A 25,392-nucleotide genomic window follows, 5' to 3' on the forward strand; every position below is an offset into this window, starting at 1 on the left:
GTCAACCGGAAATCAACCGTTTAGCGATCGGTGTGGGGATGATTCCTAGAGGCGAGGTTGGGTTAGTGTTTGCTGGTGTCGGCGCTGCCAGTGGCGCTCTCTCGAAACCATTAGGAGCAGCAATTATCATGATGGTTATCTTGACAACCTTTTTAGCTCCTCCATTGTTACGATTTGTGTTTCCAGATCCAAAAACCGTGGATGGAAGCTCAGAGCAACTAATCTTAGACGGTTCCTCTGGGACTTCGTTGGTAATTGAAACACCTCAGTCGAGGATGCCAGCATCAAATGACAGCAGCAATTTGGGAGTAACTCCAGATTCTGGCGATCGTTAATTATTGAGAATGGGGAATGGGGCATTGGGCATTGGGCATTAGGAGTGCTGAGTTAAGAGTTAAGAGTTAAGAGTTTTGTTTATCTCCTTGTCCCCTCATCTCCCCGCTCCCCTGCCCCTCTGCCCCTCTGCTCCCCTGCTCCTTTTCTCCTCTGCTCCAATTGTGCAGTGGAAACTTCTATCCTAAAATCTCCGTCCCGTGTGATTGTAGAATAATCATTTGTTTATAATTTCTACCAGCATTCAGAATGTTACTTAATTTCTAGTCTGCCTTGGCTTGTTAGCCTTTATCTGAATATTTTCTAGATAATTGGGGAGTAACACCCATAAATCTTGCTAGATCGTTTGACAGTAATGGGAATTATTTACTCAGTGCATCGATGGCAACAAAGAACAAACACTTATCAGTAAACAGCTATCAATTATCAGCTTTCTAGCTTTATTGGGAGTCAGAGTTCTCCATCTGTAAAGGTGGAAGGTTTCGCATGGGAATTTAAACTTAATTTGAAACCCGATCAATGATTTAAGTGTGTCTAAATACCAGCTTAAAAATCAAACAAGGGATTCAGAGATCAAGTTTCGGTGGTGATGGTGTGATGATGATTTACCAATGAGTTGAGATATTGACGGCTCCCATGAATGTGAATTAGGAGAAAGGACTGTGAAATTACACTGGTTACTACCCAGCACTATTGGAACTATCTTCATGCTATCGTCGCCAGCAATGGCCGCGAGGCTTGAATCTTGGCGCTTTGATGCCAATCAAAACAGGCTGGAAATTAATACTGTAGGAGCAGTTCAACCCCAAGCACAACTAATTTTCAACCCAACTCGGCTGGTAATTGATTTGCCAGGAACTACATTTGGTCGTCCACAGTTAACCCAACAGGTGGGTGGTGGAATTCGCTCAATCCGTGTTGGACAGTTTGATGTAGATACAACACGCATAGTTGTCGAACTGACTCCTGGTTACAGTTTAGACCCCAAACGAGTGAAATTTGTTGGTACAACTGGCGATCGCTGGACAGTGCAATTACCTACGCCAGAAGTTGAAAAAGTAGCTACTTCTCCTAGAAATGCTTACAGCGTAGTTACCCCAGATTCGGAAACTAGACCTAGTATTTCAAGGGTTGCCAGTACTACACGAGGAGCAACTGAAATTGAGAGCTTACAGGTAACAGGTGATGGGTTGTTCATTCGTACCAGTGGTGGTAATCCTCCGATTCAGGTAATTCGCAGCCGCGATCGCGCTACCATCTTTCTAGATATCTCTGGTGCATCTTTATCACCACGTCTGACGCAGCAGAGTAATATACCCGTTAACAAACATGGTATTAGCCGCGTCGAATTCACCTCATTGCAAACCCAACCTCCTGGTGTCCGCCTAACTTTGCGGGTAGATAAAAATAGCCCAGATTGGCGAGCAAGTAATAGTAACGATGGTGGTTTGATAGTTCTACCTAGTCGCGTTGTCAGATTGCCTGGAAGTAATAATTCGGACAATGAGTCAGAAGCCGTTTCCTTGCCCAATAGACCATCACCATCTACCAACAACTCGGTAGCAACAATTGAGTCCGTGCAACTTGCTGATAATGGCAAACAACTGCTAATTAGAGGCAGCCAACCTTTATCTGCTACGGGAACCTGGGATAGATCCTTAGGTATTTTCCGCGTCACAATTACTAATGCCAAGTTAGCTCCCAGAGTTATAGGGCCTACTTTTGCTCCAAATAGCCCCATTCTTCGGGTACGTCTGCAACCTCAAGCATCCACCAATACAGTGGTTGTTTTAGTTCAACCAGCAGGAGGAGTGCAGCTTGGGCAACCCCAGCAAATCGGCGACCAGCTTTTGGCTCTACCAATACAAGGTTCTCGGCGAGTTGTCAGCCTCCCTGGAAGACCACCCTTTGCTTTACCTGGGCTACCACCGCCGAACCGCGGGCCATTCCCAGACCCAAACAATCCAAATCCCCTGCCCCCAACACAACCACAACGCCGAATTACCAATGGGCGAGTGGTAGTCCTTATTGACCCCGGACATGGTGGTAAAGACCCTGGAGCTGTAGGTCTTGGTGGACTACGCGAAAAGGATATTATTTTGCCTATTAGCAAAAGAATAGCTCAGGTATTGCAGCAAAATGGCGTTCAGGTAGTTATGACGAGGGATTCTGACTATTTCGTTACCCTTCCGGGACGAGTGCAATTAGCAGAGCGAGCTAATGCTGATGTGTTTGTTAGTATTCATGCTAATGCAGTCGGCCCAGGTCGTTCGGATGTCAGTGGCTTAGAAACGTATTATTACGATAGTGGTTTGGGTTTGGCTCGCAGTGTCCATAACAGTATTCTCCAAGGTGTAAATGTCAGAGATAGGGGAACGCGGCGAGCCAGATTTTTTGTCCTCAGAAAAAGTTCTATGCCTTCGATTCTGGTAGAAACAGGTTATTTGACCGGTCGAGAGGATAACGCTAAACTCAGAAACTCAGCTTACCAAAATCAAATGGGAGAAGCGATCGCTCGTGGCATTCTTCAGTATCTAAAGAGAAGATAAGTAATTTAGTCTAAATTTCTAAATTGTTGAGTAAGTACATCTAATCTTTACCATTTTTATCCAATTTAGTAGTAAAACAATTTAAGTATTCTTGCGGCGGGATAAAAGTAGCTTCTTTGTTATTGTCATTTGATACTTTGCAAGTCAACAAATTTTGGATTTTAGACTTCGGCTCCTTTCGGCTTTGCTACCTCGACTTCGCTCGGCATAAGTCAAGGCAAGTCGCTCAGTCGAACGATTTTGGATTTGTATCACCTACAACAGGTGTTAGTGTAGCAAGACGCTAGTCTGGCAGGAAACTAAAATAGGGAATCTAAAATTTAAAATTGGCAGTCAAATTTATATAGGCTAATGGCATGGCAAAATCAGAGGAGCGTGCTATATTTTACGCCATTAGCTGTGTCTTAATAACAGCGCCAAACTCAAGTGTGCGCGGTGACGGTGTGAGGATTTGCCAATATGTTGAGATGTTGACGGCTCCCATAAATGTGAATCAGGAGAAAAGACTGTGAAATTACGCTGGTTACTATCCAGTACTATTGGAACCATCTTCATGCTATCGTCGCCGGCAATGGCCGCGAGACTTGAATCTTGGCGTTTTGATGCCAATCAAAACAAGCTGGAAATTAATACTCAAGGGGATGTTCAACCCCAAGCACAATTAATTTTTAACCCGACTAGACTAGTAATTGATTTACCAGGAACCACATTTGGCCGCCCGCAGCTAACCCAACAAGTGGGCGGTGCAATTCGTTATATTCGTGTTGGGCAGTTTGACGAACAAACAACGCGCATAGTGGTTGAACTGACTCCTGGTTATAGTTTAGACCCTAAACGAGTGCAATTTGTGGGTACAACTGGCGATCGCTGGACAGTGCAATTACCTACGCCAGAAGCTGACAATGTACCCGCAAGAAACACTGAGGGGCAACCAGAACAGGCTATAGCCACCGATACTTCACCCAGAACATCTACACAAACATTCCCCCCAAGAAATATTTACAATGTGGTGACAGCAGGTTCTGTAAATCCACTGAACACCAGACCACTAAACAACAGAATGGTTGTCGCCAAAGTGACTCAAATTGAGAACTTACAAGTCACTGGTGATGGTTTTTTTATCCGCACCAATGGTGGTAATCCTCAAATTCAGGTAAATCGTAGCAACGATCAGAAGGCAATTAACATCGACATTGCTGGTGCAACTCTATCACCAAGTTTAGAGCAGCGAGATTTGTCGATTAATCGTTATGGTGTTAGCCGTATCCAGTTCACCCAGCTGCAAACCAACCCATCTGTTGTTCGCCTGACTTTACAAGTAGATGAAAATAGTCAAAATTGGCGAGCAACTACTAGCAGTGTTGGTGGTTTCGTGGTTCTACCCAGTCGTGGAGTTGCCCAGCTGCCTGGAAGTAACAGTCCACGTCCCATAGCACCAAGTAACACGCCTGCTAACATTCAGTCTGTGCAACTGGCTAATAATGGTACACAATTGCTGATTCGAGCCGACCAAACTTTGTCTGCCACAGGAGGCTGGGATAGAACCTCTGGTCTGTTCCGTATCACTATCAACAATGCTAAGTTAGCTCCCAAAGTCACAGGCCCGACTTTTAATCCTAATAGCCCGATTTTGCGGGTACGCCTGCAACCACAAGAATCCAACACTGTCACCGTTTTGGTTCAACCAGCAGCCGGAGTACAAATTGGGGAACTCAACCAGGTTGGCGACCAGTTTTTAGCTTTAGAATTACGACGCTCTAGTAGCAGCATCACACCGCCCATTGCTTTACCTCCTCTGCCATTACCAGACCAAGGACAATTACCAAATTCCACAGATAACCCCCGTCCAATCTCCCAGCCACGACCACGCCCCTCAGCTCCCAGAGGGAAATTGCTAGTTGTTATTGACCCAGGACATGGTGGAAAAGACTCAGGTGCCCCTGGTTTGGGGGGACTTTTAGAAAAGGATGTAATTCTGCCTATTGGCAAAAGGGTAGGAGCAATTTTAGAGCAAAACGGTGTGCAAGCTGTACTAACACGGGATGCCGACTTTTTTGTAGAACTTCAGGGACGGGTAGATATTGCCAAGCGAGTTAACGCGACTTTGTTTGTCAGCATTCACGCTAATTCCATTGAGAATCGCCCTGATGTCAATGGTTTAGAAGTTTATTATTACGAGAGCGGTTATGGTCTGGCTGAAGCAGTTCGTAAAACTATTCTCCAGGATATCGGTACTATTAAAGATCGGGGAACTCGCAAAGCCAGATTCTATGTTCTTAGGAAAAGCTCCATGCCTTCGATTTTGGTAGAAACAGGCTATATGAGTGGTTACGAGGATAATCCCAGATTGGGAACACCAGAATATCAAAATCGGATGGCAGAAGCGATCGCTCGTGGCATTCTAAAATACTTACAGCAGAGGTAATATAGTACAAATTACTAATTAAAGAGGTGGTATTTAAACTTCTTTGATGTGCAGAATTTAGTGGTCAAATTGGAGATTGTCTGCTAAGTTCTGTATTTTAAATCCCAAAACCTAAATATATATCTGCCTGTGTATTCATCTTCCATTTTTGAAGGGAATCTTGACGATTTTTCCGAGCGAGAACCCCAACGAGCCCCAATTGGCATCTTTGATAGTGGTGTGGGTGGGCTAACAGTACTGCGACAAGTATATCGACAACTCCCCAATGAATCAATTGTTTACTTTGGGGATACAGCTAGACTTCCTTACGGAATTCGTTCACAAGCAGAAATTTTACGATTTACACGTGAAATTATTACCTGGCTACAACAGCAACAGGTAAAAATGGTAATTATGGCTTGCAACACCAGTTCTGCCTTAGCCCTAGAAACTGTGCGTCAAGAATTCAGCATACCCATTTTGGGAGTAATCCTACCGGGTGCAAAAGCTGCGGTGCAGCAAGGAAAGCGGATTGGTGTAATTGCCACTCCAGCTACAGCTAAAAGTAATGCTTATAAGCACGCTATTCTCGAAATTGCTCCCGATGTGCAAGTCTGGCAAGTTGGATGTCCAGAGTTTGTGCCACTGATTGAGCAAAACCGCATTCACGATCCTTATACTGCTGAAGTGGCACGAGCCTACCTAGAGCCTTTATTAGAGCAGGAAATTGACACCTTAGTTCACGGCTGTACTCATTATCCCCACCTTACACCAGTACTGCGATCGCTCCTCCCCTCACAAGTCCAGTTGGTCGATCCAGCTGTTCATGTTGTGGCAGCTTGTGCCCAAGAACTAGACTTACTAGGCTTAAGAAATACTCATCTACCATTACCAACTCGCTTCGCCGTCAGCGGTTGCCCGCAACAGTTTTCCCAGTCAGGAGTGCAGTGGCTAGGCTATACCCCAATGGTTGAAGAGGTTTCCTTCACTGATATCGCTATTTCCCAACTCCATAAAACTAATTAGTCCTTAGTCCTTAGTCATTAATCATTTATCGAAACAAATGACGAATGACGAATGACTAAGGACAAATGACTATTGACTATTAACTGATATCTCCTGCTTGCGTTTTCCTTCGCTAGATGAAGGGAAACTTGTAGGAACAGTCTTTGTACCCGTTCGCTTTGCCAGTGCTAATAACAGGTAGACTGTGAACAAATATCCAGAGGCTAAAATAAAAATCATCATAGGTATACTTCCGTAAATCATTGTTCTACTAGCACCCTTCTAAACGAATATAAAATTCCATAAAATTAGTAGAACCTCAGCCAAGCAAGTGCATTCTTGATGACTGTAGTTTCCTATGGTAAAATTACTTATAGAGATAAAATCCTCTACGGACAAAGAATTTATGAGCTAATGCGACTTCTTGCAGACCATAGATCCCACAGCAGTTAGCTTGCCGTTTAGCAATCTAAAACTACGATTCTCAGCGGTCTACTCGATCTGCTTTATTTTTGCTCAAACTGCTGTGAAAAGAGCAATGCTTGCGCTCTACGTGCGCGGAGTACGTATAGCGGTTTCCCATAGGGATATCACACAGCTCCAAACCAGGAGTTTTGTCTATCGCAGGAAAATTAAAGAATTTATTCCCTTAATCTAACCGACGAATACTTATTTTAGAATCACAACACCAAGCCAGTAAAATCAACTAGTAGCTGACTTAACTTGTGGGGTGCGAATATCTTACAAAATTTAAAATTCCTATATTTTAGCGTAACACAACGACCCTGAATTTTGAGCTTATTCGGCTGCTAAATTTCAAATTTTTTGAAGAGCTACACCTCAATCTGGATAAATTTAGCCTTATATCTTGGCGACAAAATTAAATCGCTTGCTTTTTGTCAATAAGTAATATTGCTTAAATTATCTTTAGAACTGTGGCAAGAAAGGTGAGATGAGAAACTACTTAACATAATTTAATTTGGAATTTATCCCGTGTACTGAGAATTCATCTTTTAAGTTAGTTTAAAGTTTAATTAGCCACAGATTAAGTGTAATTGCTTATTGACAAAACCCTCAACAACCTTAATTATCACCCATAGACTCATAAAAATGGGATTACCTGATGAAAACTTTGCGCTGGCACAGGGTTATCTTAAAATGAGTGTAGGATATGTAAACTTTCGTAACCTAAGTCAGAGTCCGCCCATCCATGACCCCAGCCACCTCCCTGTTTACCCCTGTGGAAGCAGACCTGCGACTACTAGCAGATAACCTAAAACAGCTAGTTGGAAATCGCCACCCCATTCTGTTTGCAGCAGCCGAACATTTATTCGGAGCTGGGGGAAAGCGTATCAGACCAGCAATTGTCCTGCTAATATCGCGGGCAACAATGTTAGACCAAGAAATTACACCGCGTCATCGCCGCCTTGCTGAGATTACAGAAATGATTCACACAGCAAGCTTAGTACATGATGATGTGGTAGATGAATCAGACGTGCGGCGAGGCGTTCCTACCGTTCATAGTTTGTTCGGGAACCGCATTGCAATCTTAGCAGGAGATTTTCTCTTTGCCCAATCGTCCTGGTATTTAGCAAACTTGGACAATTTGGAGGTAGTGAAACTGCTCTCAGAAGTCATTATGGATCTGGCTACTGGGGAGATTCAGCAGGGACTAAATCGTTTTGATGCTGGTATCTCTATTGAAACTTACATTGAAAAGAGTTACTACAAAACAGCTTCATTAATTGCCAACAGTTCTAAAGCTGCTGGGTTACTCAGTGAAGTCTCGCGAGAAACTGTTGAGCATCTATATAACTACGGTCGTCATTTTGGTATAGCATTTCAAATTGTTGATGACATTTTAGATTTCACCAGTACAACAGATACCTTGGGTAAACCAGTGGGGTCGGATCTCAAAAGTGGTAATCTAACTGCACCCGTTTTATTTGCTTTGGCGGAAAAACCATCTTTAGAAGTGCTGATTGAACGAGAGTTTGCTCAAGAAGGAGATTTAGAGCAAGCATTAGCACTGATTCAAGATAGTCAAGGTATACAGCAGGCGCGAGAGTTAGCTGCTCACCATGCTAAGTTGGCAATTGAACATCTTGCAGTTCTCCCATTCTCAGAATCCCACCAGGCATTGATTAACATAGCTGAGTACACACTGAGTCGCCTTTATTAAATCAGTTATCAGTTCTTAAGTAGAAAGTTGGGATTTAGATGTAAGTGTGTTGTGGCTGACGTAACGCACCAAAAACCTGAAATGTTGTGTTGTGCTAGCGCTTTAACACACTAAAGCAGTTTTATGTTTAATTCAATCCACTTATTTAGCAGGTAGAAAGTGGGGTTTTTCTTTGGAAGTTCTTTGGGATTTCCAAAAAATAAATTACTACTTCTGGGGTGGATAGTGTCGGCTGAAAGCTCACTCTTAAGACTTGCCCGCTTTTGGTTACTGGGCACCTCACAATAAAGAATGGGATATTTTTTAATGTGAAAGTTATTAAGTATAAAACTCTGCTTCATTAGGAAACTAAAACTTGAAAACAGAAAAATGTTCACTGATAACTGTTTTTTAATCAATTTTAGGTTTAACCGAAAGTTGAGTCAGTCGCATAGTGTAACGGAAAGAAAAAATTTCTTTTTTCACTGATTTAGAAAATTTTTTAAAGAAATTTGAGATTTAAAAATTTGGATGTGGGATTGTATCTAAAAAATCCCACATCCAAATTTTTTCTATGCAATATCAGGGGGTATCTGTTTAGGCGATCGCTTTTGTCGTAACTGTTTCTGCATGAGTTTTTCTAGTTCAGTTCGTCGAACTTCGACGGTATGAGTGGTCTTACCCGGCGTCTCCAAAAAAACGATACTATCTACGGGTTCTAATGCCACCAATTGGAACAAAATATGGGTGACAGGAGTAATTTTAGCTAGCATTTGAGGGTCAAGCCCATCAGGGGAAATTAGAGAGACATCCTGTATGGTAGGGAAAGCGTAAATCACACGTTTTTCCAATCCTGGATTAGCACGATTGCTCAATGTAGTTAAAACCCAGCTTGACTCCGAATTTTGGAGAATATAGTACTGGGAGTAGCGTAATTTTTGAGCGATCGCTCTAAGGGCAGGAGTAATTGCTGCAACAAGATGTGGTGTCATACCATCGCGGGGTGCATTGTCAATCAGCAATTGAATTTGTGCTTCTAAATCCATAATGACTTGTATACGACTCCTGGGTAATGGCAATAACATCTATCAAGTGTGAACAATCCCATCAGAATTGGGAATAATAAAATCAGCCATATCCTCAATATAGGATTGGTCTGCGTTTAGCTTATACGTAAAACCAAACTAGCCAATACCCACAGTCCTACAGGTTGTATTTAAGTTAAGTTAGGGTCTTTTGAAAACCGAGACTATGAATTCAGCCGCAACCGCAACTATTCCATCTGCAACTATTCTGGGAGAAAATTCTACAGGCGTGGAGGCGATCTTTCAACTCCTGTCCAAGGAGTTTCAGCAGTCAACTAAAGCTTCGGAACAGAATTGCCACGATGTAGCAAGACGTATCACCACCGAAGTCTACCGGATTTGTCATGAGAGTAAACGTATCCAAGCTTCTGGATCTGTAGAAAGCTCTGCGATGACCCTGGCTCGGCATCGGCTGCAACAGTGTCTCAGGTACTATCAGTTGGGTTCAAATCGGGGCAGGGTCGAATTACACAGTACTTTGAGTGCAATTATTTATCGATATATTAATCCGCCTCAGAAGCAATTGAGCTATCAAGGGCGACTGACTATAATTGAAGATTTCTTACAGAGTTTTTATTTAGAGGCGTTGAACGCTTTCCGGCGAGAAAATCAACTCGGTGCCACTTATCGCCCTCAAACGCTCTTGGAATTGTCCGAGTATATGGCATTTACCGAGCGCTATGGCAAGCGACGCATTCCTTTACCAGGTCGCCAGCAACAGCTAATTATCCTCCGGGCGCAAACTTTTTCCCAACAGCAACCTCCAGAAACCAGTGTAGATATAGAACAAGCCGCAGAAGGTAGCAATAATGAAGGTGACGGTTCTTGGGAAGAACCAGCAATTCACCAATTGCGCTCCACAATGGCAACGCAAGCCGAACCCGAACCCGAAGAAGACACCTTGCGCTCCGTTGTGGTTACGGAATTAATGAATTATCTCGAACAACGACAACAATCTGACTGCGCTGATTATTTTTCCCTCCGCCTCCAAGATTTATCAGCACAGGAAATTGAGTCGATTTTAGGTTTAACTCCTCGTCAGAGAGATTATTTGCAGCAGCGCTTTAAGTATCATTTGATTCGCTTCGCCCTGTTGCACCGTTGGGAATTAGTTCACGAGTGGCTGGAAGCTTCTTTACACACAAACTTGGGCTTAACTCCTCAGCAATGGCAAGTATACACAGCACAGCTGGACAATAAGCAACGGTCTTTATTAGAGTTGAAGCAACAAGGACAAGCTGATGAAAAAATAGCAAAAATTTTAGGGCTATCAATGGCACAACTGCAAAAACGATGGTTTAAGATTCTTGAGCAAGCTTGGGAAATTCGTAACTCATTAGTTTCCGGATCAGGTGCATCTACTCATGAATAGTGACTCAGAATCCTTACAACACCAGTGTCTCGATTGGTTATTGACAGATGATGTCAAAAATAACGAGCAATCGGTAGAATGTGAGGAAAATGACGGGGTAAAAAACCTCCTCAAGGAAGCCACTGCTTCAAAAAGCAGTGAGCCAAAATTGAGAGGAACGCCCCAGACCTTTCAATTGGGAGAAATTCCTACTGTGCAAGATCGTTTTCAAGCTGTCCTTAAGCATCGGTTACAAATCCAAGCCCAAGAACACCCACCGTTGTTTCCTTGGGAAACACAATTAATCGAATATCCTGATTTTGTTGATGAGCCTTCAATGACACTCGTTCCTAGCTGGGGATGGATGGTACAACAATCGAAGTTGACCTTGCCAACTCGCTTACCTGAAAGAGTTTTCCAGCAATTGCTAGAACAATGTCAGGCTTTAGTGACATCTTCAGTGCCTTTGGGGGCAAAATTAGTTCAAGTGGTGGAGAACTTTTTTCCCAATGAGTCTCAAGCACTAAATGATATAGCTGGATTGGTGTTAAGAAGCACCTATCGGTCTGCAAGTACTCTGGAGACAATGCCCGCTATTCAGAGCGATTACTCAGATTTACAACCGCGTCAACAGATGGCTTTGTCGTTGCTAGCAGCTAAACAACTGCTGGAAAATCTGACTCTACCAGTTTCAGCAACCAGTCCGGTAGTAGAAAGACAATGGCTAACCAGTGTTGGTGCTTTGAACATCAGAGTAGAATACCAGTCTCTAGGTAAACTTACGAAGTTGCTTGTGCAAGCTGAGTTACCTGTTAAAGGAACTTTGACGCTGCGGGGAAGTGGCACTTTAGCAATGACAACATCTTCGACTTCGGGATACTTAAATGTAGAGTTAGGCTGCGAGCAACTTAACCCAACTTATACCCTGGAAGTTGAATTTCCAGAAATAGACGAACAGTCGTTGTTGTTTGTGATTAATCCCACTATTTAGTTTAAATTTCCACCGCTAGCACACTATCTCAATCAACGCCGATATATATTAAGAGGATTTTCCTGGTTTTGAAGCTTATCCTATTTTTCAATAAACGGTGATTAGGGTGTCTACGAGAAGCAGTTATTACAAAGACACAGGGACACGGAAATATGGGGACATGGAGATATTGAGAATTTGATTATTTCTCGATTTACTGCGTCACCCATTTCTCGTGTATTTCCATCTCTACCCCTTAGATATCATTTTTTTAACACAGTGCTAGCGTAGCAAATTACGCCCCCTGCATTGTGTTTGTTGCATCTACATCATTGCTTCTACTAGACTCAAATGTTTAACTTATCCAGGATGAATCGGTTTTGGCGTATCCCTGTAGGTAATTTCTGGCGGCAAAATCCGCAGGGGTCGCCTTTGATTGAAGTGGAAGATTCGATTTTTTTGCGGGTGCTGGTGCTAGCGTTGGTTATTTTGGGAATTGTGGCGACGGATATTGCCGCTGAGACTTCATTCAGTTTTTGGGCGTTACCCCTGAGTGTAGTGGGTGCAATTTGGAGTTATTATCGTCGCCGCGATCGCAATATCACAATTAAATTCTGCATCGCCATTGGAATGTTAGTAGCACTGGGTGCTTTCTTTGGGCGATTAGTCGGAGAGTTGAATGATACGCGGTTGGGTTTGGCAGAGTTATTAATTCAACTCCAGGTGTTGCATAGCTTTGATACACCCCGCCGGAAAAATTTGGGCTATTCGATTGTGATTGGACTGATTTTATTGGGTGTGGCAGCAACCCTAAGTCAGACTTTAGCATTTGCACCTGTGTTGCTGTTATTTTTAGCGATCGCTCTGCCAACTTTAGTACTAGATTACCGCTCGCGCTTAGGTTTGCAGCCATTAAAAACTCAAAAGGAAAAATTTAATCAGAACAATTCTTCAAGTCTTAATTTTAAATTTTTAATTCTAACTTTTTTACTAATTGTCGGTCTGGGGCTGGCAATTTTTGCTGTTTTACCCAGATTTCCCGGTTATCAATTACGGAATTTTCCTGTAAGTTCTGCTATTCAAGTAAAAAGTAATTTCACAGGTCGTAGTATCATTAATCCCGGTTATGTCCGCCAAGGTAAAGGTGAGAATCAAGGCAGTGGTAGCGGTGGTACAGGACAAAATAAAACGGGTGAACCAGGTAAAGTAGATAATAATTTTTATTACGGTTTTAATAGCCAAATGAATCAAAACCTGCGGGGCGAGATGAAACCCAAGGTTGTCATGCGGGTGCGATCGCAAGCTGAGGGTTTTTGGCGAGTATTAGGATTTGATCGCTATACAGGTAAAGGATGGGAGGTTTCTCGCAATGAGAATGTTACGACTGTTAGGCGATCACCTTGGTCTTACCAAATTTTTCTTTCCCCATCTGTACTCACTGGTAAAACCCAAGAGGTAGTGCAAACTTATACTGTGGTGTCGGATTTGCCTAACCTGATTCCGGCGATGACTTATCCCAAAGAAGTTTACTTTCCAGCACCAGTGATCGCTGTTGATAAAGAAGACGGATTGCGATCGCCTGTAGAATTATCAGAAGGTTTTACCTACACAGTAATTTCCGAAGTACCATACCGCGATCGCACTAAATTAGGTAAAGCTTCTACTAAATATCCAGAACAAATTAAAAAACATTATCTGCAAATTCCTCCCGAAATTGCCGAAAAAGTCCGGCAACGTACCGAAGAAATCCTCGCTAACTACAATCAAGAAAAAGTCTCGAAGTCTGCTAAAAGCCTAGATTCACCCTACGAAAAAGCTCTCTACTTAGCTCAATATTTAAAGCAACGCTACTCTGTTCCCCAAAATCCCTTAGACCTACCTTATTTGAGTGAAAAAGAAGACTTGGTAGAAACTTTTTTGTTTAAGCAAAAGGGAGGCTATCCAGACCACTTTTCAACAGTTCTCACGGTGATGTTGCGTTCCATTGGTATCCCAGCGCGGTTGGTAGCAGGGTTTAGTGCGGGAGAGTTTAATCCATTTACAGGGCTATATGTTGTCCGTAATACTGACGCTTATGCCATGACGGAAGTGTATTTTCCGAAATATGGTTGGTTTGCCTTTGACCCTATTCCCAATCATCCTCTGATACCACCTTCAATAGAAGACACTCAAACTTTTAGTGTGTTGCGCCAATTGTGGCATTGGGTTGCTGGCTGGCTACCTTCTCCCGTGACAGGTTTGTTGAATAATGTATTTGAGACAATATTTAAATGGGTGATTAGAGCGATCGCTTGGTTTTTAGCTTTATTCTCTCAAGGTTGGTTTGGTGTATTAACTGGCTTAATCTTGTCAACTACAGCAGCTTTCTTCGCTTGGCTGGGTTGGGGCCAGTGGCGACAGTGGCGCAACCGTCGATGGTTAAAGAAATTGCCAGCAATGGAGAGCCTTTATCAACAAATGCTACAATGGACAACCCAAAAAGGTTTAGGCAAACATCCAGCACAAACACCTTTAGAGTATGCCAGAGTCTCATACCAGCATCATGCTCTAGCAACTGCTGAGGTCATAGATGAAATTTGTCAAGCTTATGTTGGCTGGCGTTATGGCGGTCATACGCCTAACTTGCAGCAACTACGACAAAGATGGCAAGGTATCAAAAAGGCTGCTAAGTAACTCGTTGATAAATTACATAAGAAGGTTGTCCGTTGGGCAACCTTTTTAATTGCAATGTCAGAACCAAGCTTTTTTACGTCCTCAGCGAGAGACAAAGGTAAAAAGTAGAAAATTCAACAACACTGAATTCAACCTCGCATCTGCATCAAATTTCCTGAAGCGTAGCGACGTAAACCGTAGTAGAACACACCTGCGCCAACCAACAGGACGGTAGTTGACCCAATCACTGCTAGCGCCGTATGAATCAAAGATAGCGATCGCAATGCCTCAATCGGCAAATAAGTCACAAATCCAGCCGGAATCAACGTGTACAAAAGTAGTTTCACCGTTCCCTCAAACAAAGTCGCTGGATAGGTACTGAAGGTAAGCATGGCATTTCGCCACTGTTGTGTCAGTCCTTCGGAATTGCCTAGATAAAAGCTGAGGCTACCTGTCAAAATATTAAAGCCAACAAACAACGTCGCCACTGAAATTGTTAACCCAGTGAACAACGCCAAATGCACTGCATCAGGCTTGACAAAAAACAAATAAACGCCATACCCAAACAGCATATCTCCCCAAGATGTAGCATTCATCCGCCCTAGTAGTAGGTGCGGTAAAAGGGCACGAGGATACAACATCCACACATCCAACTGTCCTTGGACAATTAAACTTGTTAGTTGCAGAGCGTTACCGCAGATAGTATGAGCTAGACCAAACCCTGTTGCGGCGATCGCCCAGAGAGTAACTACATCTTGCACCGTCCAGCCGCGTAGCACTGGAAAGCGTGTGAAAAACAGTCCCCAAAATGTTACCCACACTAGGTTATTCAGTACCATCGCCACCACTTGCGTCAGGAACGCGCCGCGATATTCTAAGTGAGCGTTTAGATTGAAGCGAATATAAGCGCCAGCTAATTGTATATAGGAAAGTAAACGCCAAAACATATCAACCTCCATGCGCGTGGATACGTTTAACCGCCGTGCGATAGACAAGGGACACCAAGAGAGCCAGCACACCGATAGCAACTGCCTGCCGCACTAACAATTGACTGGCAAAAGCTAGGTCGGGATGCACAAATAAACGCGCCGGGCCATACAAAATACTGGCAAAGGGTAGAGCTTGTAGTACTGGCTGCCACTCTTCTGGTAGCAGTTCCAAGGGAATCAGCATCCCACCCAAAATCATCGTCAACCGAGAGTAAATGAGCATTAGCTCGGTGGTATTTTCCAACCAGAACGCTCCTAAGCCCACTAAGAAGGTTGCCAAAAAATCTAGTACAAATGCTAATGGTAGCGCCACTACGAATAATAAAATTCCTCCTAAACTTAGAGGAATTGTGCCGACAAACAGTAGTGCAACTATAGATGCGATCGCTAGATTCAAACCGAAGCGCACTGTCCGCTCTCCCAAATTAGTCCACAGACGATACAAAGGGTAGGATAGAGGGCGTATTAGTTGCACTGCCAGCGCCCCTGTCCGTACATCCTCATCTACCTCTAAAGCAACTTGGGGACTGGACAGGACAATAGACTCAGTGATACCCAGATACCAAAGCATCTGAGCCAGTGTTAAACCTCCCAGCTTCTCTGCATCCGTCTCGGCATAGGTGACACGCCACAATTGTAAAAAGATGTAGAGAATGACAAACAAAAAAATTCCTCTGGAAGCAACTTCTCCCCAATAAGCCAGGTTGGAGCGAGCTGCCGTCAAGCCAATCCAAGTATATTTATTGAGACTGTTCACTGAATTATGAGGCTCCCTGAGCATAGATGTGTGCAATTACCTCTTCTAGGGGTGGGTCTTCAATCGCAATATCAGCCACCGCACCCGCCTGGAGAATTTGAGTCATCACGGTTTCAATTGGCGTAATGCGGGTATTAACCTCCAGCTTGAGGCCATATTCGCCGGCTTTGAGTTGAGTTACTCCTGGGAGGCTGATTTGGGCGGGGGAGGTATGAAATTTCACGCTGAGAATCTTTGAGCCAAGGTATTGGCGGCGCATTGCCGAAACTTTGTCATCAAGTACTACACGCCCGTGATTAATTACTACTACTCGCTGCGCTACTTGTTCAATGTCGCCTGCATCGTGGCTGGTGAGAAATACTGTTACTCCCTCATCGCGGTTCCACACCCGAATGAGGTCGCGTAATTCCTGACGAGCAATTACATCTAGTCCAATTGTGGGTTCGTCGAGGAATAGTACTTTAGGTGCATGGAGTAAGCTGGCTGCTACTTCTGCCCGCATCCGCTGACCTAAAGACAATTTACGTACTGGGGTATTCCAAAATGGGCTGAGATCAAAACGCTCAACTAGTTGGTCACGACGTTTGATGTATTCTTGCCGATTCAGATTATAAATTCGCGCCAGTAACTCTAAGGTATCGCGGGGAGGTAGGTGATACCATAATTGCGATCGCTGTCCAAACACTACCCCAATCTGGTACGCTAGTTCGCGCCGATTTTGCCAAGGGTTTAATCCCAATAACCTCGCTGTGCCAGATGTGGGCTGTAGTATACCTGTCAGCATCTTGATTGTAGTAGACTTCCCCGCCCCATTTGGCCCAATGAAGGCGATCGCTTGACCATCTGGAACGCACAGACTAATGCCATCTACGGCAATAATCTCTTTTTTCGTTCGCTTGCGTCCCCAACCTCTATTCAAAGTAAACGTCTTGGATAAATTTTCCAGTTCTACGGCTGTCATCACCGATGAACCCCTTCGAATAATTTTATACTACAAACATAATACAATGAAATACAGCATTATAAGTGTGCATCTCCATAAATCTAGCTATTGCTAGATGCTGAAATTCTCTCAAAAGCTATAATCTACATCTGTTGCACCGAGAGATTAACTTGTGGATGTCATATTAGAACGATCGCACCAATTAAAACAAGCCTTAGTTGATTTTGTCCTTGATGCTGAAGGCGAACTGGCACAAGCACTGGAAACTTATGCAGCAGAACAGTTGCGCCGTGGAAGTGGTGATAGTACACAGCAAGACTTAACCATCGATAGCTTTTTGACAGCCGGGAAAGTCGGTGATAAGTCTCCATTAGAGTTGTTTATCGAAAGCCATCCAGATTTAGCAGAAAGCGATCGCAGCCTGATTAACAGTTGGCATCATACTTTTATTGGCTTATTTGCCATCAGTGATATTTTACCTAATGGCTTTGAATTGACAAACTGGTTGACAGATAAACGCTACATCGTCAAGCCAAACAATACTCAAACATTACAGGCAATATCTCGGTTAAAAGTTGGAGAAATCTTGCTAACTCGCATTTCTCCCGTTACCGATAGCTACTGGATGTTTTCTGGCCCTTACACAATAATGGGTAAATTAGGTAAGCCAAAACTTGCCGTAGCAATTGGTAATTTCAAAGAAAACTATAAAAGTAATCTTTACAGCGATGCTCCAGACTTGCTAGAAGAAGCTTGGCAGTCAGTAGAACAATATCATCAGCAGTTTGTGGACTTTTTTGGCACTGATGAAATCACACTACCTGGATATCAGCTTAATAAAAAAATAGCGGAATTTCAAGAAGTAATTACTGAAAAAACCTTTGCAGCCGCAGGAATTGATACTTCCAAATCTTTGGCTGAAGTGGCAGAAGCAGCTGGCATTGGCGACGAGGAAATAAAAGCCGCAGCACAAGAATTTGGTGCAGATTCTAACGTAGTCTCTGAAATGTTTAACAGCAAAGGCGGCAATAGCAAAATGGTTATGCCAAAGGTTGATTTGCCTGCTGAACTCAAGAAAGCAGAACAGGTTACAGCTCTTTCTCATCCCCGTTGGGGACAAATGTTTTTACCAACATATAGTAAAGTACAAGCAATCTTATCGGCAGATGACTGGCAAAGTGTTCAAGGGGCAGAAAAACTAATTCGCTACTACCTCGAAGATAAAAGTATTAATGCTTTTATTTGGCATCGATTAGCGCAACAGTATCCAACTCAATTAGAAAATTTGTTGCAAACATTTTTGCAACGTCCATTTAGGCTTGAAAGTGACTTGGATACACTTTTGCAAGAATTCCATAAACCTATTGAGCCAGAGTTGCCAGACATTGCCAGTGTACCCATACATTTGCATAACTTATTTCAGGAAGCTTTAGGAGAAGTTAACAAATCTAAGCCCAAGGGTAAGGGACAACAAAAGCCAGCAAAGGGTTTTCAACGAGGATAAAAAATATATGCAACATTTTACCCTACTCACTTAGGGTTCTATGGTTTCCTTTCTTAAAGTCGTTTTTAGAAGTGTATAGCTAGCTGTGCGCTCCCACAAAGTATTGTGTGAAATCACGATCAAAAACGAGATCGAGGCTAGCTAGTTATATTTAAAAATCACTAGATAAAAGGTGAACAATCTCATCTACAATTTCTTCTGGACTCTCAAGCTTGACTAGAAATCGATTAAAACCAGCATTCAAAGCCTTATAGCTTGAGACTTCCCGTGTATAAGAAGTGATAGCGATCGCAGGCAACTGTCTTAGGGATGGGCAAGAATGCACTCGAATTTGCTCAATTAACCAATTTCCATCATGATCGGGCAACTTCATATTGCACAGCAGAATATCGGGATGAAGCGATTCGACCAAAACAAGGGCTTCTTCTGCGTCGCTTAAAGCCATTACCTCTGCACCTGCTGTTTCCAAAATGAAGGTGAGCAAATCTGCAATGTCTGGCTCATCTTCTACCAGTAAGATCAGGGTTCCAACAAGGTGCTGGAGCGAATTGAACTCAGTTTCTTGATTGATTTTTTGATTCGTTGCCATACCGTCCTCTTATTGGCTATCTACTTAGTCTGCTATTTCTATTGCAATGCATAGAGCAGAATAAGTATTCACCCTAAATACACAAACTTGGGGTGAAAAGCTTTAGAACATGCTTTAATTACTTTTTGGTAACGGGTAATTAGAAAAAAGCCCTTACCCATTACCCATGACTCATCACTGAGGTTCAGTCTGAGTTGAAACTGTTAATACCTGCGGTGGTGTAGCATCGGGTGGATAGAGAAAGTCTACTTCTACCAAAGAGCGATCGCCTGGTTTCATCTTTAATAAAACTAACGGTTCCCCTGGTTGACCTCTCTTTTGCACTAAATGTACAAACTGAGTTTGTGGCTGATTTTGGTCATTTTTGTAACGTACTCGCACTGTCCCTCGGAAGAATACTTGAGGAGCGGGTGTACTCAGAAAGCGTAACCCTGGTTTGACTAACTGATCCTCCTTGAGTGGCGTTTGTATGGACACACTCACAGTTTGAGAACTTTGAGTATTGTTGTATAGTGGCAACTTCAGATTATATTGAATTCCATAGTTGCCATGAGCGCGATATGCGGTGTCAGGATAGCGCACTAGCATAGGCGCACTTTGAATTTGACCAGTTCCTAATGTACCGCCATGCAGGGTACTCAGAGCGTAGGAAAACACTTGACCAGGCTGGGGAATAGTTAGATATCTAGCTTTAGGCTTATCTACTAATAAGGCTCTCCATCGTGAACCACCAACCACTCCCGCAACACGCCCATAAATTCTTGGTTTGCCAGTTTCTTCTAAAGGAGTGGGAATTTTATCTCGTGGCCCAGCTAAATCACCATTATCTAGTAAATTCTGCCACTCTTCTAAGGTAGGCAATCGCTCACTGCCATCAGGATTCTCCCGTGCAAACATCGCTAGGCTAGCTGCATAGACAGTGCCATCACTTTGCAGTCGCATGAATGCAGACCGACCATTTAGGGGTGGTGTCAATCCTTGCACAGGAATTGGTAAATTGAGTAACATCCGACTTTGCTTTGGTGGAATCTCAATTTGGTCAGGGAAAATCTCTTGTCGTACTCCTCGAAGCACATCAGACATAACGCGATCGCCTGGCCCGGCAAAAATTTTACCTAAAAGATTTTGACTAAAAGATGGTAACTGAATAAATGGTGCATCCGGTTGACTTAAATAACTCGCCGCCTGCCAAATATTTACCTTCACTGGTTCCGAACTAGGGTTATGCAAAATTATCCCTAAATAAAGAGAACGCAAATTCTCTGGTGGTTCAGCCTTCGCAACGTGATGGGCAAAAATATCAAATCGTCCCCGAAAAGGAAAATTCAGATGCGCTGTTGGCACTTTTTTTCCATCTGGTGGAAAGGTGGAAAGTAAAATCCCTTCTTTCAAAACCAATTCTGGACTATTGCTATTAAAGGTTGGCACTTTATCCAATTGACCTGGTAAAGGACGCACTTCTTGTGGTTGGACGACTTCTTCAGGTGGTAGCGTGGCAGGAGTTGATTGGGCTATCGGGAAAATTAGTAACAATGGCAACATATACTTAGATATTTCTTTCAACATACAGACATTAACAGCTTGATGAAAGTGCCAGTTTGTTAATAATTAATACGAAATCGGCAATAATCTCTATCAAATTTTCTTGATTGAGAACCGGAACATGGACAAAAATACAACGTGCTGTGAGTTTATTTTGGCTTAAGTAGTCCAACACTGAATAGTAAAGACCTTCACAGACAAATTTTCCACAGTCGTGGCTAATCTGAATTTTTGCTGCTCCCACCACTAATTTTTCTAAATCAACTTCTGTCTGCAAAACAATTTCTCCACAGCTAGCAACTGCTTCGACACTTAATTGTGTACGGCTTGCAGCCATGCCACAACAGATGATGTAATCAGGTTGGATTGCCTTGATTTTTTCCATTACCTGAGTACTGGCAAGTTGCACTTCTACAGGTAACTGGCGTAAAAAAGTTAAGTCATGTGGTATCAACTCAAGTTTGGTAACTTCAAGTAATAAATCATCAGAAGAATTTGACTGTTGATCTTTGAGCCAAATGTCAAAAGAAGTTAATAGAATTCTTTTCTTCATAACAAATATTATTTAGAATAGAAAAACCCTCCATAATAAATTTACAAGGAGCAGGTAAATGCCAGTAATTGCGGTCGTAGATTATGAGATGGGAAATTTGCACTCAGTTTGTAAAGGCTTGGAAAAAGCTGGGGCAACTCCTAATGTTACTTATTCTCCAAAGGAATTAGAGCAGGCAGATGCTATAGTCCTACCGGGAGTGGGAGCATTTGATCCAGCAGTGCAACACCTGCGATCGCGTGGTTTAGAACAACCTATTAAAGAAGCGATCGCATCTGGTAAACCTTTCTTAGGAATTTGTTTAGGATTGCAAATTCTCTTTGAATCAAGTGCAGAAGGTACTCAACCAGGACTGGGAATTATCAAAGGAAAAGTGCGGCGGTTTCGCCCAGAACCTGACATCACTATTCCTCACATGGGTTGGAATCAGCTGGAAGTTACTCAACCAAAAAGTATTTTGTGGGAGCATTTACCGTCCGATCCTTGGGTATATTTTGTTCATTCCTACTATGTTGACCCAATAGACCCGCTAATCCGTGCAGCAACTATCACTCACGGTACTCAAACCGTTACAGCTGCGATCGCTCACGAAAACCTGATGGCAGTACAATTTCACCCCGAAAAATCCTCTAATATCGGATTGCAAATCCTATCTAATTTCGTTGCTCAAGTCCGCGAAAAAATTCCTGCCTAATATTCTTTTTGTCATTTGTTCTTTGTCTTTTGTCTAAAACTAATACTTCGGCTTTGCAGTAGTTAAGCGCAGTCGAAACTCAGTACAAGTGACCAATGACTAATGACTAATGATCAATGACTAATAACTAATGAGCTTGAGAATTTACGGTAATCGCCAGCTAAAAACTTTACCAGGAAAAGAAACTAGACCCACTAGTGCGCGAGTAAGAGAGGCAGTTTTTAATATTTGGCAAGGAGAAATTGCAGGCTGTCGCTGGCTAGATTTGTGCGCAGGTACTGGTTCAATGGGCGCAGAGGCTTTGTGTAGAGGAGCCAGCCTAGTAGTGGGAATTGAACAATCGAGCCGAGCCTGTGCCACCATCCAACAAAATTGGCAGCAGTTAGCTAAAGCTGACCAAGAATTTCGGGTATTGCGGGGAGATATTACCCAGCAGTTAAAGACTTTATCAGGTAAACAGTTTGATAGAATCTACTTTGATCCACCTTATGCCAGTGGATTGTACCAGCAAGTATTAGAAGCGATCGCTCATCATCAACTTTTAGATCCTAGCGGTGAAATCGCAGTTGAACACGCCTCACAAGGTTGGACACCGCCAGAGATTCCCGCTTGGGAAATTTGCCGCCTGAAAGTTTACGGCAACACATCACTTACTTTCTACAGAATTGTGGAATGACAGGAATGGGGAGTAGGGGAGAAAACTTGCTTTCTTGTCCTCCTTATCCCCTTCCCTCATCCTACTCAGCAACGCCAGTTGTTCTCCTGTAGGAGACCCTACACGTAAGCTTGCTTAAGAGCAGGGGTACAAGTTGGCAGAACTGCCCAACGCACTGGCTCCTCAGCACGGGCTAAACGCCCCGCTACCGCTAACAGCACTGGGCACTCCCTCATCCCCCCAGCTGATTGGGGCGCTTGTATTGCTTATATGCAGCGTAAAAAAGTCCAGCGAGAGTTACGAAAACTAGACCAAGGACAATACCTGATAGCAGGGGTTCAACCACTGTAAATCTCCTTTTTGTAATTATTAAATATTCGTTGCCTGTTTTTGATTTTACCAAATTTCGTATGAATCCTGCGCCCTACAGCCCTTTGGAGTGCCACTACCCACAAAAAAATAGTCTTCTGTGCTTGCAGACACAATCAAGAACTTTTAAGCTATGTGTAGGAAATGAAAACTTTTTAGCACACCTAGACTTTCACAGCAAACCTTTTGGATAACCAGATTACCAAACCTGAAATTTTGATTCAGCGGATCGTTTTATTGATGCTGGCTATACTGCTAGGAGTCCCTTTGGGCTTTTTTGGTGTTCAGTTAGTTCAAGCCTCCGATCCATACGTCAAGAGCGTTCTATCCCTAACAGGAAACCCAGTTCAAGGACACGCGATCTTCCAAATTAACTGTGCTGGTTGTCATGGCTTGGAAGCAGACGGGCGAGTGGGACCCAGTTTGCAAGCTGTTTCAAAGCACAAGTCTCGGTATGGGCTGATTCACCAAGTGATCAGTGGCGAAACACCGCCAATGCCAAAATTCCAACCTAGTGCTCAAGAAATGGCGGATCTTTTAAACTATTTAGAGTCGTTGTAGACCTAAGAATTTTTGGTTGTAGGATACCTAAATACCCTTTCGTAAAAAGGTAGTATATAATACGTCTTACTTTATACCCAAAACAGTTGTAAACAGATACCCAAGATGCTCGATAGGTTCGCGCAGCATCTTGTAAAAAAGCTTTAGTAACATAGGAGCGTCACACTCAATACATTATGCCTGTTCTACTTGAGAAAATTCTAAACGCTTAGATGTGAAACGCTGTGCGTAGCTTGCTTTCGCGTAGGGGTACGCGGAATCATGAAAGTCCTTGGCGTCTACCTTTATCTACAAACGCTCTTTTGAGGTTGGGAAAAGAACCGCGACACTAATACCACTGTGCTTCTACACATAATAATAGAAACCTCAAAACACCCTAGCTCAGTCTGATAAACTTCGTCTTCTAAAGTCGTAGTGGCAAGAACTGTCTTTTATCTTTATCTTCACATCTGCTAGAATTTGCGTAGAATCTTTGATAAAAACTCATACAAACTGTATATTTTTAAGTATGTTAGCAAGTAACTATTTAATTATCGTGAAAGTGAGGTTAGTATACCTAACTCTGTAGAATTAAGGTAAAAGTTCCTAGACAATGAGCTAAGGTATAGCTTCTTTAACAGACTAGATATTCTTGAGATGACCGAAAGCTAATGACTGAAGCGATCCAAATCGGTAATCGTACAATTACAGCTAGTGAACTGATTTCTTTACTGGCAAGTTACCAAATGCTGCCACAGTTGCAGCGGGAATTAATCATTGATGAGGCGATAGAGCAAAACTCACGCTCTGCCAAGGTAGTTATAGAGTGTACTCCTGAGGAAGTAGCCCAAGCTAAACAACAGTTTTACGCTGAAAAACAGTTTAAAAATGAAGAAGACATCCAGGCTTGGATGGCACATCAAGGGCTGACTCCCGATAAACTAGAAGTTATTACCACTCGGAAGCTGAAAATTGAAAAATTCAAGCAAGCCACTTGGGGTAATAAACTGGAATCTTACTTTTTTCAGTCCAAGGCAAAACTGGACAAAGTAATTTATTCCCTACTGCGAACCCAGGATGTTGGAATTGCCCAAGAACTCTACTTTAGGATTCAGGCAAAAGAAAACTCTTTTGCTGATTTGGCGCGGGAATACTCACTCGGTCCGGAAGCCCAAACTGGTGGCTTGGTAGGCCCGATTGAACTGAATGCACTACATCCGATAATGGTGCAAATGCTCTCTAGCAGTCAACCAGGTCAGATATTGCCCCCTACCCGTATCGCTGAATGGTTTGTGATTTTGCGTTTAGAAAAATTTATTCCAGCACAACTGGATGAATTTATGAAAATGCGCCTGTTGAATGAACTCTTTGAAAACTGGCTACAAGAACAGCAAAAGCAAATCATGTCTGCACGACAAGCAAAGGAGGATAGGTGACAGGCGATAAACCTTTAACCCAATCGAATCCCATCTAAAAGTGTTGTGTGGCATTAGTAGCGCAATTCAAGATCAACAAAAAGCCCCATCCTTAGAAGGACTGGCAGGGTGGTTTCATACGAAAAAAGAAAAATACATAAGTCTGATTTCTCGTTTTATGGCATAGGTTTTTCCCTCTCTCCAAACCTCTCCCCCACGGGGGGAGAGGTTTTGAAACCCAGTTTGAGTTTTTCTCTGCTTGTATGAAACCACCCTGCCATCCTTAGAAGGACTGGGGCTTTTGTATGAATAATGAGACCTGGCATCGAGCT

Annotated in this window: 22 protein-coding genes; 13 read left to right on the forward strand and 9 right to left on the reverse strand. The window is 43.0% G+C overall.

The genetic code is table 11. The annotated features are described in order from the left end of the window. From RMY16_RS28615 to murI, 4 genes are all read left to right on the forward strand, one after another. The coding region (locus tag RMY16_RS28615; RefSeq protein WP_322739199.1) for a cation:proton antiporter at positions 1–335 on the forward strand (335 nt) is incomplete at its 5' end. A gap of 660 nt (positions 336–995) precedes the next feature. Further along, positions 996–2,882: an N-acetylmuramoyl-L-alanine amidase gene (locus RMY16_RS28620; RefSeq protein ID WP_322739200.1), complete on the forward strand. Its 1,887-nt coding sequence runs from the start codon at positions 996–998 to the stop codon at positions 2,880–2,882. Positions 2,883–3,390: 508 nt separating this feature from the next. After that, positions 3,391–5,307, forward strand: a complete 1,917-nt coding sequence (locus RMY16_RS28625; RefSeq protein ID WP_322739201.1) for an N-acetylmuramoyl-L-alanine amidase — start codon at positions 3,391–3,393, stop codon at positions 5,305–5,307. Between the two features lie 129 nt (positions 5,308–5,436). Beyond that, entirely contained in the window at positions 5,437–6,312 is an 876-nt protein-coding gene (gene murI / locus RMY16_RS28630) for a glutamate racemase (protein ID WP_322665583.1), read from the forward strand. Positions 6,313–6,381: 69 nt separating this feature from the next. Here the strand turns inward: murI and RMY16_RS28635 are convergent, their stop codons facing one another. Continuing rightward, positions 6,382–6,534, reverse strand: a complete 153-nt coding sequence (locus RMY16_RS28635; protein ID WP_322739219.1) for a hypothetical protein — start codon at positions 6,532–6,534, stop codon at positions 6,382–6,384. Positions 6,535–7,501: 967 nt separating this feature from the next. Here RMY16_RS28635 and sds point away from each other — a divergent pair. Further along, positions 7,502–8,473 (forward strand): solanesyl diphosphate synthase, encoded by a 972-nt coding sequence (gene sds, locus RMY16_RS28640; protein WP_322739202.1) that lies wholly within the window; start codon positions 7,502–7,504, stop codon positions 8,471–8,473. A 551-nt stretch (positions 8,474–9,024) separates the two neighbouring features. Here the strand turns inward: sds and RMY16_RS28645 are convergent. Further along, positions 9,025–9,498 carry a hypothetical protein gene (locus tag RMY16_RS28645; protein WP_322739203.1) on the reverse strand — a complete coding sequence of 158 codons (474 nt, stop codon included), beginning with the start codon at positions 9,496–9,498 and terminating at the stop codon, positions 9,025–9,027. A 205-nt stretch (positions 9,499–9,703) separates the two neighbouring features. Between RMY16_RS28645 and hetZ the strand changes: the two genes are divergently transcribed. The 3 genes from hetZ to RMY16_RS28660 all read left to right on the forward strand — a co-directional run bounded on the left by hetZ (position 9,704) and on the right by RMY16_RS28660 (position 14,531). Continuing rightward, a complete protein-coding gene (gene hetZ, locus RMY16_RS28650; RefSeq protein ID WP_322739205.1) occupies positions 9,704–10,909 on the forward strand; it encodes a heterocyst differentiation protein HetZ in 1,206 nt (401 codons plus the stop codon). Further along, on the forward strand, positions 10,902–11,879 hold the full coding sequence (locus tag RMY16_RS28655) for a PatU (protein WP_322739206.1): 978 nt from the start codon (positions 10,902–10,904) through the stop codon (positions 11,877–11,879). Before hetZ ends, RMY16_RS28655 begins: the two co-directional genes overlap by 8 nt. A 330-nt stretch (positions 11,880–12,209) precedes the next feature. Next, the gene (locus tag RMY16_RS28660) at positions 12,210–14,531 is read left to right on the forward strand and encodes a transglutaminase TgpA family protein (protein WP_416211713.1); all 2,322 of its coding nucleotides are present in this window, start codon (positions 12,210–12,212) and stop codon (positions 14,529–14,531) included. Between the two features lie 128 nt (positions 14,532–14,659). Here the strand turns inward: RMY16_RS28660 and RMY16_RS28665 are convergent, their stop codons facing one another. The 3 genes from RMY16_RS28665 to RMY16_RS28675 are packed head-to-tail and all read right to left on the reverse strand — an operon-like array spanning position 14,660 to position 17,217. Continuing rightward, positions 14,660–15,457: an ABC transporter permease gene (locus RMY16_RS28665; RefSeq protein WP_322739207.1), complete on the reverse strand. Its 798-nt coding sequence runs from the start codon at positions 15,455–15,457 to the stop codon at positions 14,660–14,662. Position 15,458: 1 nt separating this feature from the next. After that, positions 15,459–16,256, reverse strand: a complete 798-nt coding sequence (locus tag RMY16_RS28670) for an ABC transporter permease (protein ID WP_322739208.1) — start codon at positions 16,254–16,256, stop codon at positions 15,459–15,461. A gap of 4 nt (positions 16,257–16,260) precedes the next feature. Further along, entirely contained in the window at positions 16,261–17,217 is a 957-nt protein-coding gene (locus tag RMY16_RS28675) for an ABC transporter ATP-binding protein (RefSeq protein ID WP_322739209.1), read from the reverse strand. A gap of 154 nt (positions 17,218–17,371) precedes the next feature. Here RMY16_RS28675 and RMY16_RS28680 point away from each other — a divergent pair, with 154 nt between their 5' ends. Continuing rightward, positions 17,372–18,703, forward strand: coding sequence for a hypothetical protein (locus RMY16_RS28680; protein ID WP_322739210.1), 1,332 nt, complete (start codon positions 17,372–17,374; stop codon positions 18,701–18,703). A 151-nt stretch (positions 18,704–18,854) separates the two neighbouring features. Here RMY16_RS28680 and RMY16_RS28685 read toward each other — a convergent pair whose 3' ends face one another. The 3 genes from RMY16_RS28685 to RMY16_RS28695 all read right to left on the reverse strand — a co-directional run bounded on the left by RMY16_RS28685 (position 18,855) and on the right by RMY16_RS28695 (position 21,387). After that, entirely contained in the window at positions 18,855–19,292 is a 438-nt protein-coding gene (locus RMY16_RS28685; RefSeq protein ID WP_322739211.1) for a response regulator, read from the reverse strand. Between the two features lie 174 nt (positions 19,293–19,466). After that, on the reverse strand, positions 19,467–20,834 hold the full coding sequence (locus tag RMY16_RS28690) for a DUF3370 domain-containing protein (protein WP_322739218.1): 1,368 nt from the start codon (positions 20,832–20,834) through the stop codon (positions 19,467–19,469). Between the two features lie 31 nt (positions 20,835–20,865). Then, positions 20,866–21,387 carry a peptidase C15 gene (locus tag RMY16_RS28695; protein WP_322739212.1) on the reverse strand — a complete coding sequence of 174 codons (522 nt, stop codon included), beginning with the start codon at positions 21,385–21,387 and terminating at the stop codon, positions 20,866–20,868. Between the two features lie 58 nt (positions 21,388–21,445). Here RMY16_RS28695 and hisH point away from each other — a divergent pair, with 58 nt between their 5' ends. Continuing rightward, positions 21,446–22,081 carry an imidazole glycerol phosphate synthase subunit HisH gene (gene hisH, locus RMY16_RS28700; RefSeq protein ID WP_094352505.1) on the forward strand — a complete coding sequence of 212 codons (636 nt, stop codon included), beginning with the start codon at positions 21,446–21,448 and terminating at the stop codon, positions 22,079–22,081. A gap of 130 nt (positions 22,082–22,211) precedes the next feature. Continuing rightward, on the forward strand, positions 22,212–22,757 hold the full coding sequence (gene rsmD, locus RMY16_RS28705) for a 16S rRNA (guanine(966)-N(2))-methyltransferase RsmD (RefSeq protein ID WP_322739213.1): 546 nt from the start codon (positions 22,212–22,214) through the stop codon (positions 22,755–22,757). 211 nt (positions 22,758–22,968) lie between these two features. Here the strand turns inward: rsmD and petG are convergent, their stop codons facing one another. Continuing rightward, complete coding sequence (gene petG, locus RMY16_RS28710) at positions 22,969–23,082, reverse strand: cytochrome b6-f complex subunit V (RefSeq protein WP_063721252.1); 114 nt, start codon at positions 23,080–23,082, stop codon at positions 22,969–22,971. 209 nt (positions 23,083–23,291) lie between these two features. Between petG and RMY16_RS28715 the strand changes: the two genes are divergently transcribed. Beyond that, positions 23,292–23,666 carry a cytochrome c gene (locus tag RMY16_RS28715; protein ID WP_322739215.1) on the forward strand — a complete coding sequence of 125 codons (375 nt, stop codon included), beginning with the start codon at positions 23,292–23,294 and terminating at the stop codon, positions 23,664–23,666. 650 nt (positions 23,667–24,316) lie between these two features. Then, the gene (locus RMY16_RS28720) at positions 24,317–25,081 is read left to right on the forward strand and encodes a peptidylprolyl isomerase (RefSeq protein WP_322739216.1); all 765 of its coding nucleotides are present in this window, start codon (positions 24,317–24,319) and stop codon (positions 25,079–25,081) included. Positions 25,082–25,392 lie beyond the last annotated feature (311 nt).

This window comes from Nostoc sp. DedQUE12b, assembly GCF_034530835.1.
GTDB lineage: Bacteria > Cyanobacteriota > Cyanobacteriia > Cyanobacteriales > Nostocaceae > Nostoc.

Bases quoted from the DNA above. Each gene is read 5' to 3' on its own strand.
- RMY16_RS28720 (WP_322739216.1), top strand. From the start codon at position 24,317: ATGACTGAAGCGATCCAAATCGGTAATCGTACAATTACAGCTAGTGAA.
- RMY16_RS28695 (WP_322739212.1), bottom strand. From the start codon at position 21,387: ATGAAGAAAAGAATTCTATTAACTTCTTTTGACATTTGGCTCAAAGAT.
- hisH (WP_094352505.1), top strand. From the start codon at position 21,446: ATGCCAGTAATTGCGGTCGTAGATTATGAGATGGGAAATTTGCACTCA.
- RMY16_RS28660 (WP_416211713.1), top strand. From the start codon at position 12,210: ATGTTTAACTTATCCAGGATGAATCGGTTTTGGCGTATCCCTGTAGGT.
- hetZ (WP_322739205.1), top strand. From the start codon at position 9,704: ATGAATTCAGCCGCAACCGCAACTATTCCATCTGCAACTATTCTGGGA.
- sds (WP_322739202.1), top strand. From the start codon at position 7,502: ATGACCCCAGCCACCTCCCTGTTTACCCCTGTGGAAGCAGACCTGCGA.
- RMY16_RS28690 (WP_322739218.1), bottom strand. From the start codon at position 20,834: ATGTTGCCATTGTTACTAATTTTCCCGATAGCCCAATCAACTCCTGCC.
- rsmD (WP_322739213.1), top strand. From the start codon at position 22,212: ATGAGCTTGAGAATTTACGGTAATCGCCAGCTAAAAACTTTACCAGGA.
- RMY16_RS28685 (WP_322739211.1), bottom strand. From the start codon at position 19,292: ATGGCAACGAATCAAAAAATCAATCAAGAAACTGAGTTCAATTCGCTC.
- RMY16_RS28645 (WP_322739203.1), bottom strand. From the start codon at position 9,498: ATGGATTTAGAAGCACAAATTCAATTGCTGATTGACAATGCACCCCGC.
- RMY16_RS28665 (WP_322739207.1), bottom strand. From the start codon at position 15,457: ATGTTTTGGCGTTTACTTTCCTATATACAATTAGCTGGCGCTTATATT.
- RMY16_RS28655 (WP_322739206.1), top strand. From the start codon at position 10,902: ATGAATAGTGACTCAGAATCCTTACAACACCAGTGTCTCGATTGGTTA.
- RMY16_RS28635 (WP_322739219.1), bottom strand. From the start codon at position 6,534: ATGATGATTTTTATTTTAGCCTCTGGATATTTGTTCACAGTCTACCTG.
- RMY16_RS28675 (WP_322739209.1), bottom strand. From the start codon at position 17,217: ATGACAGCCGTAGAACTGGAAAATTTATCCAAGACGTTTACTTTGAAT.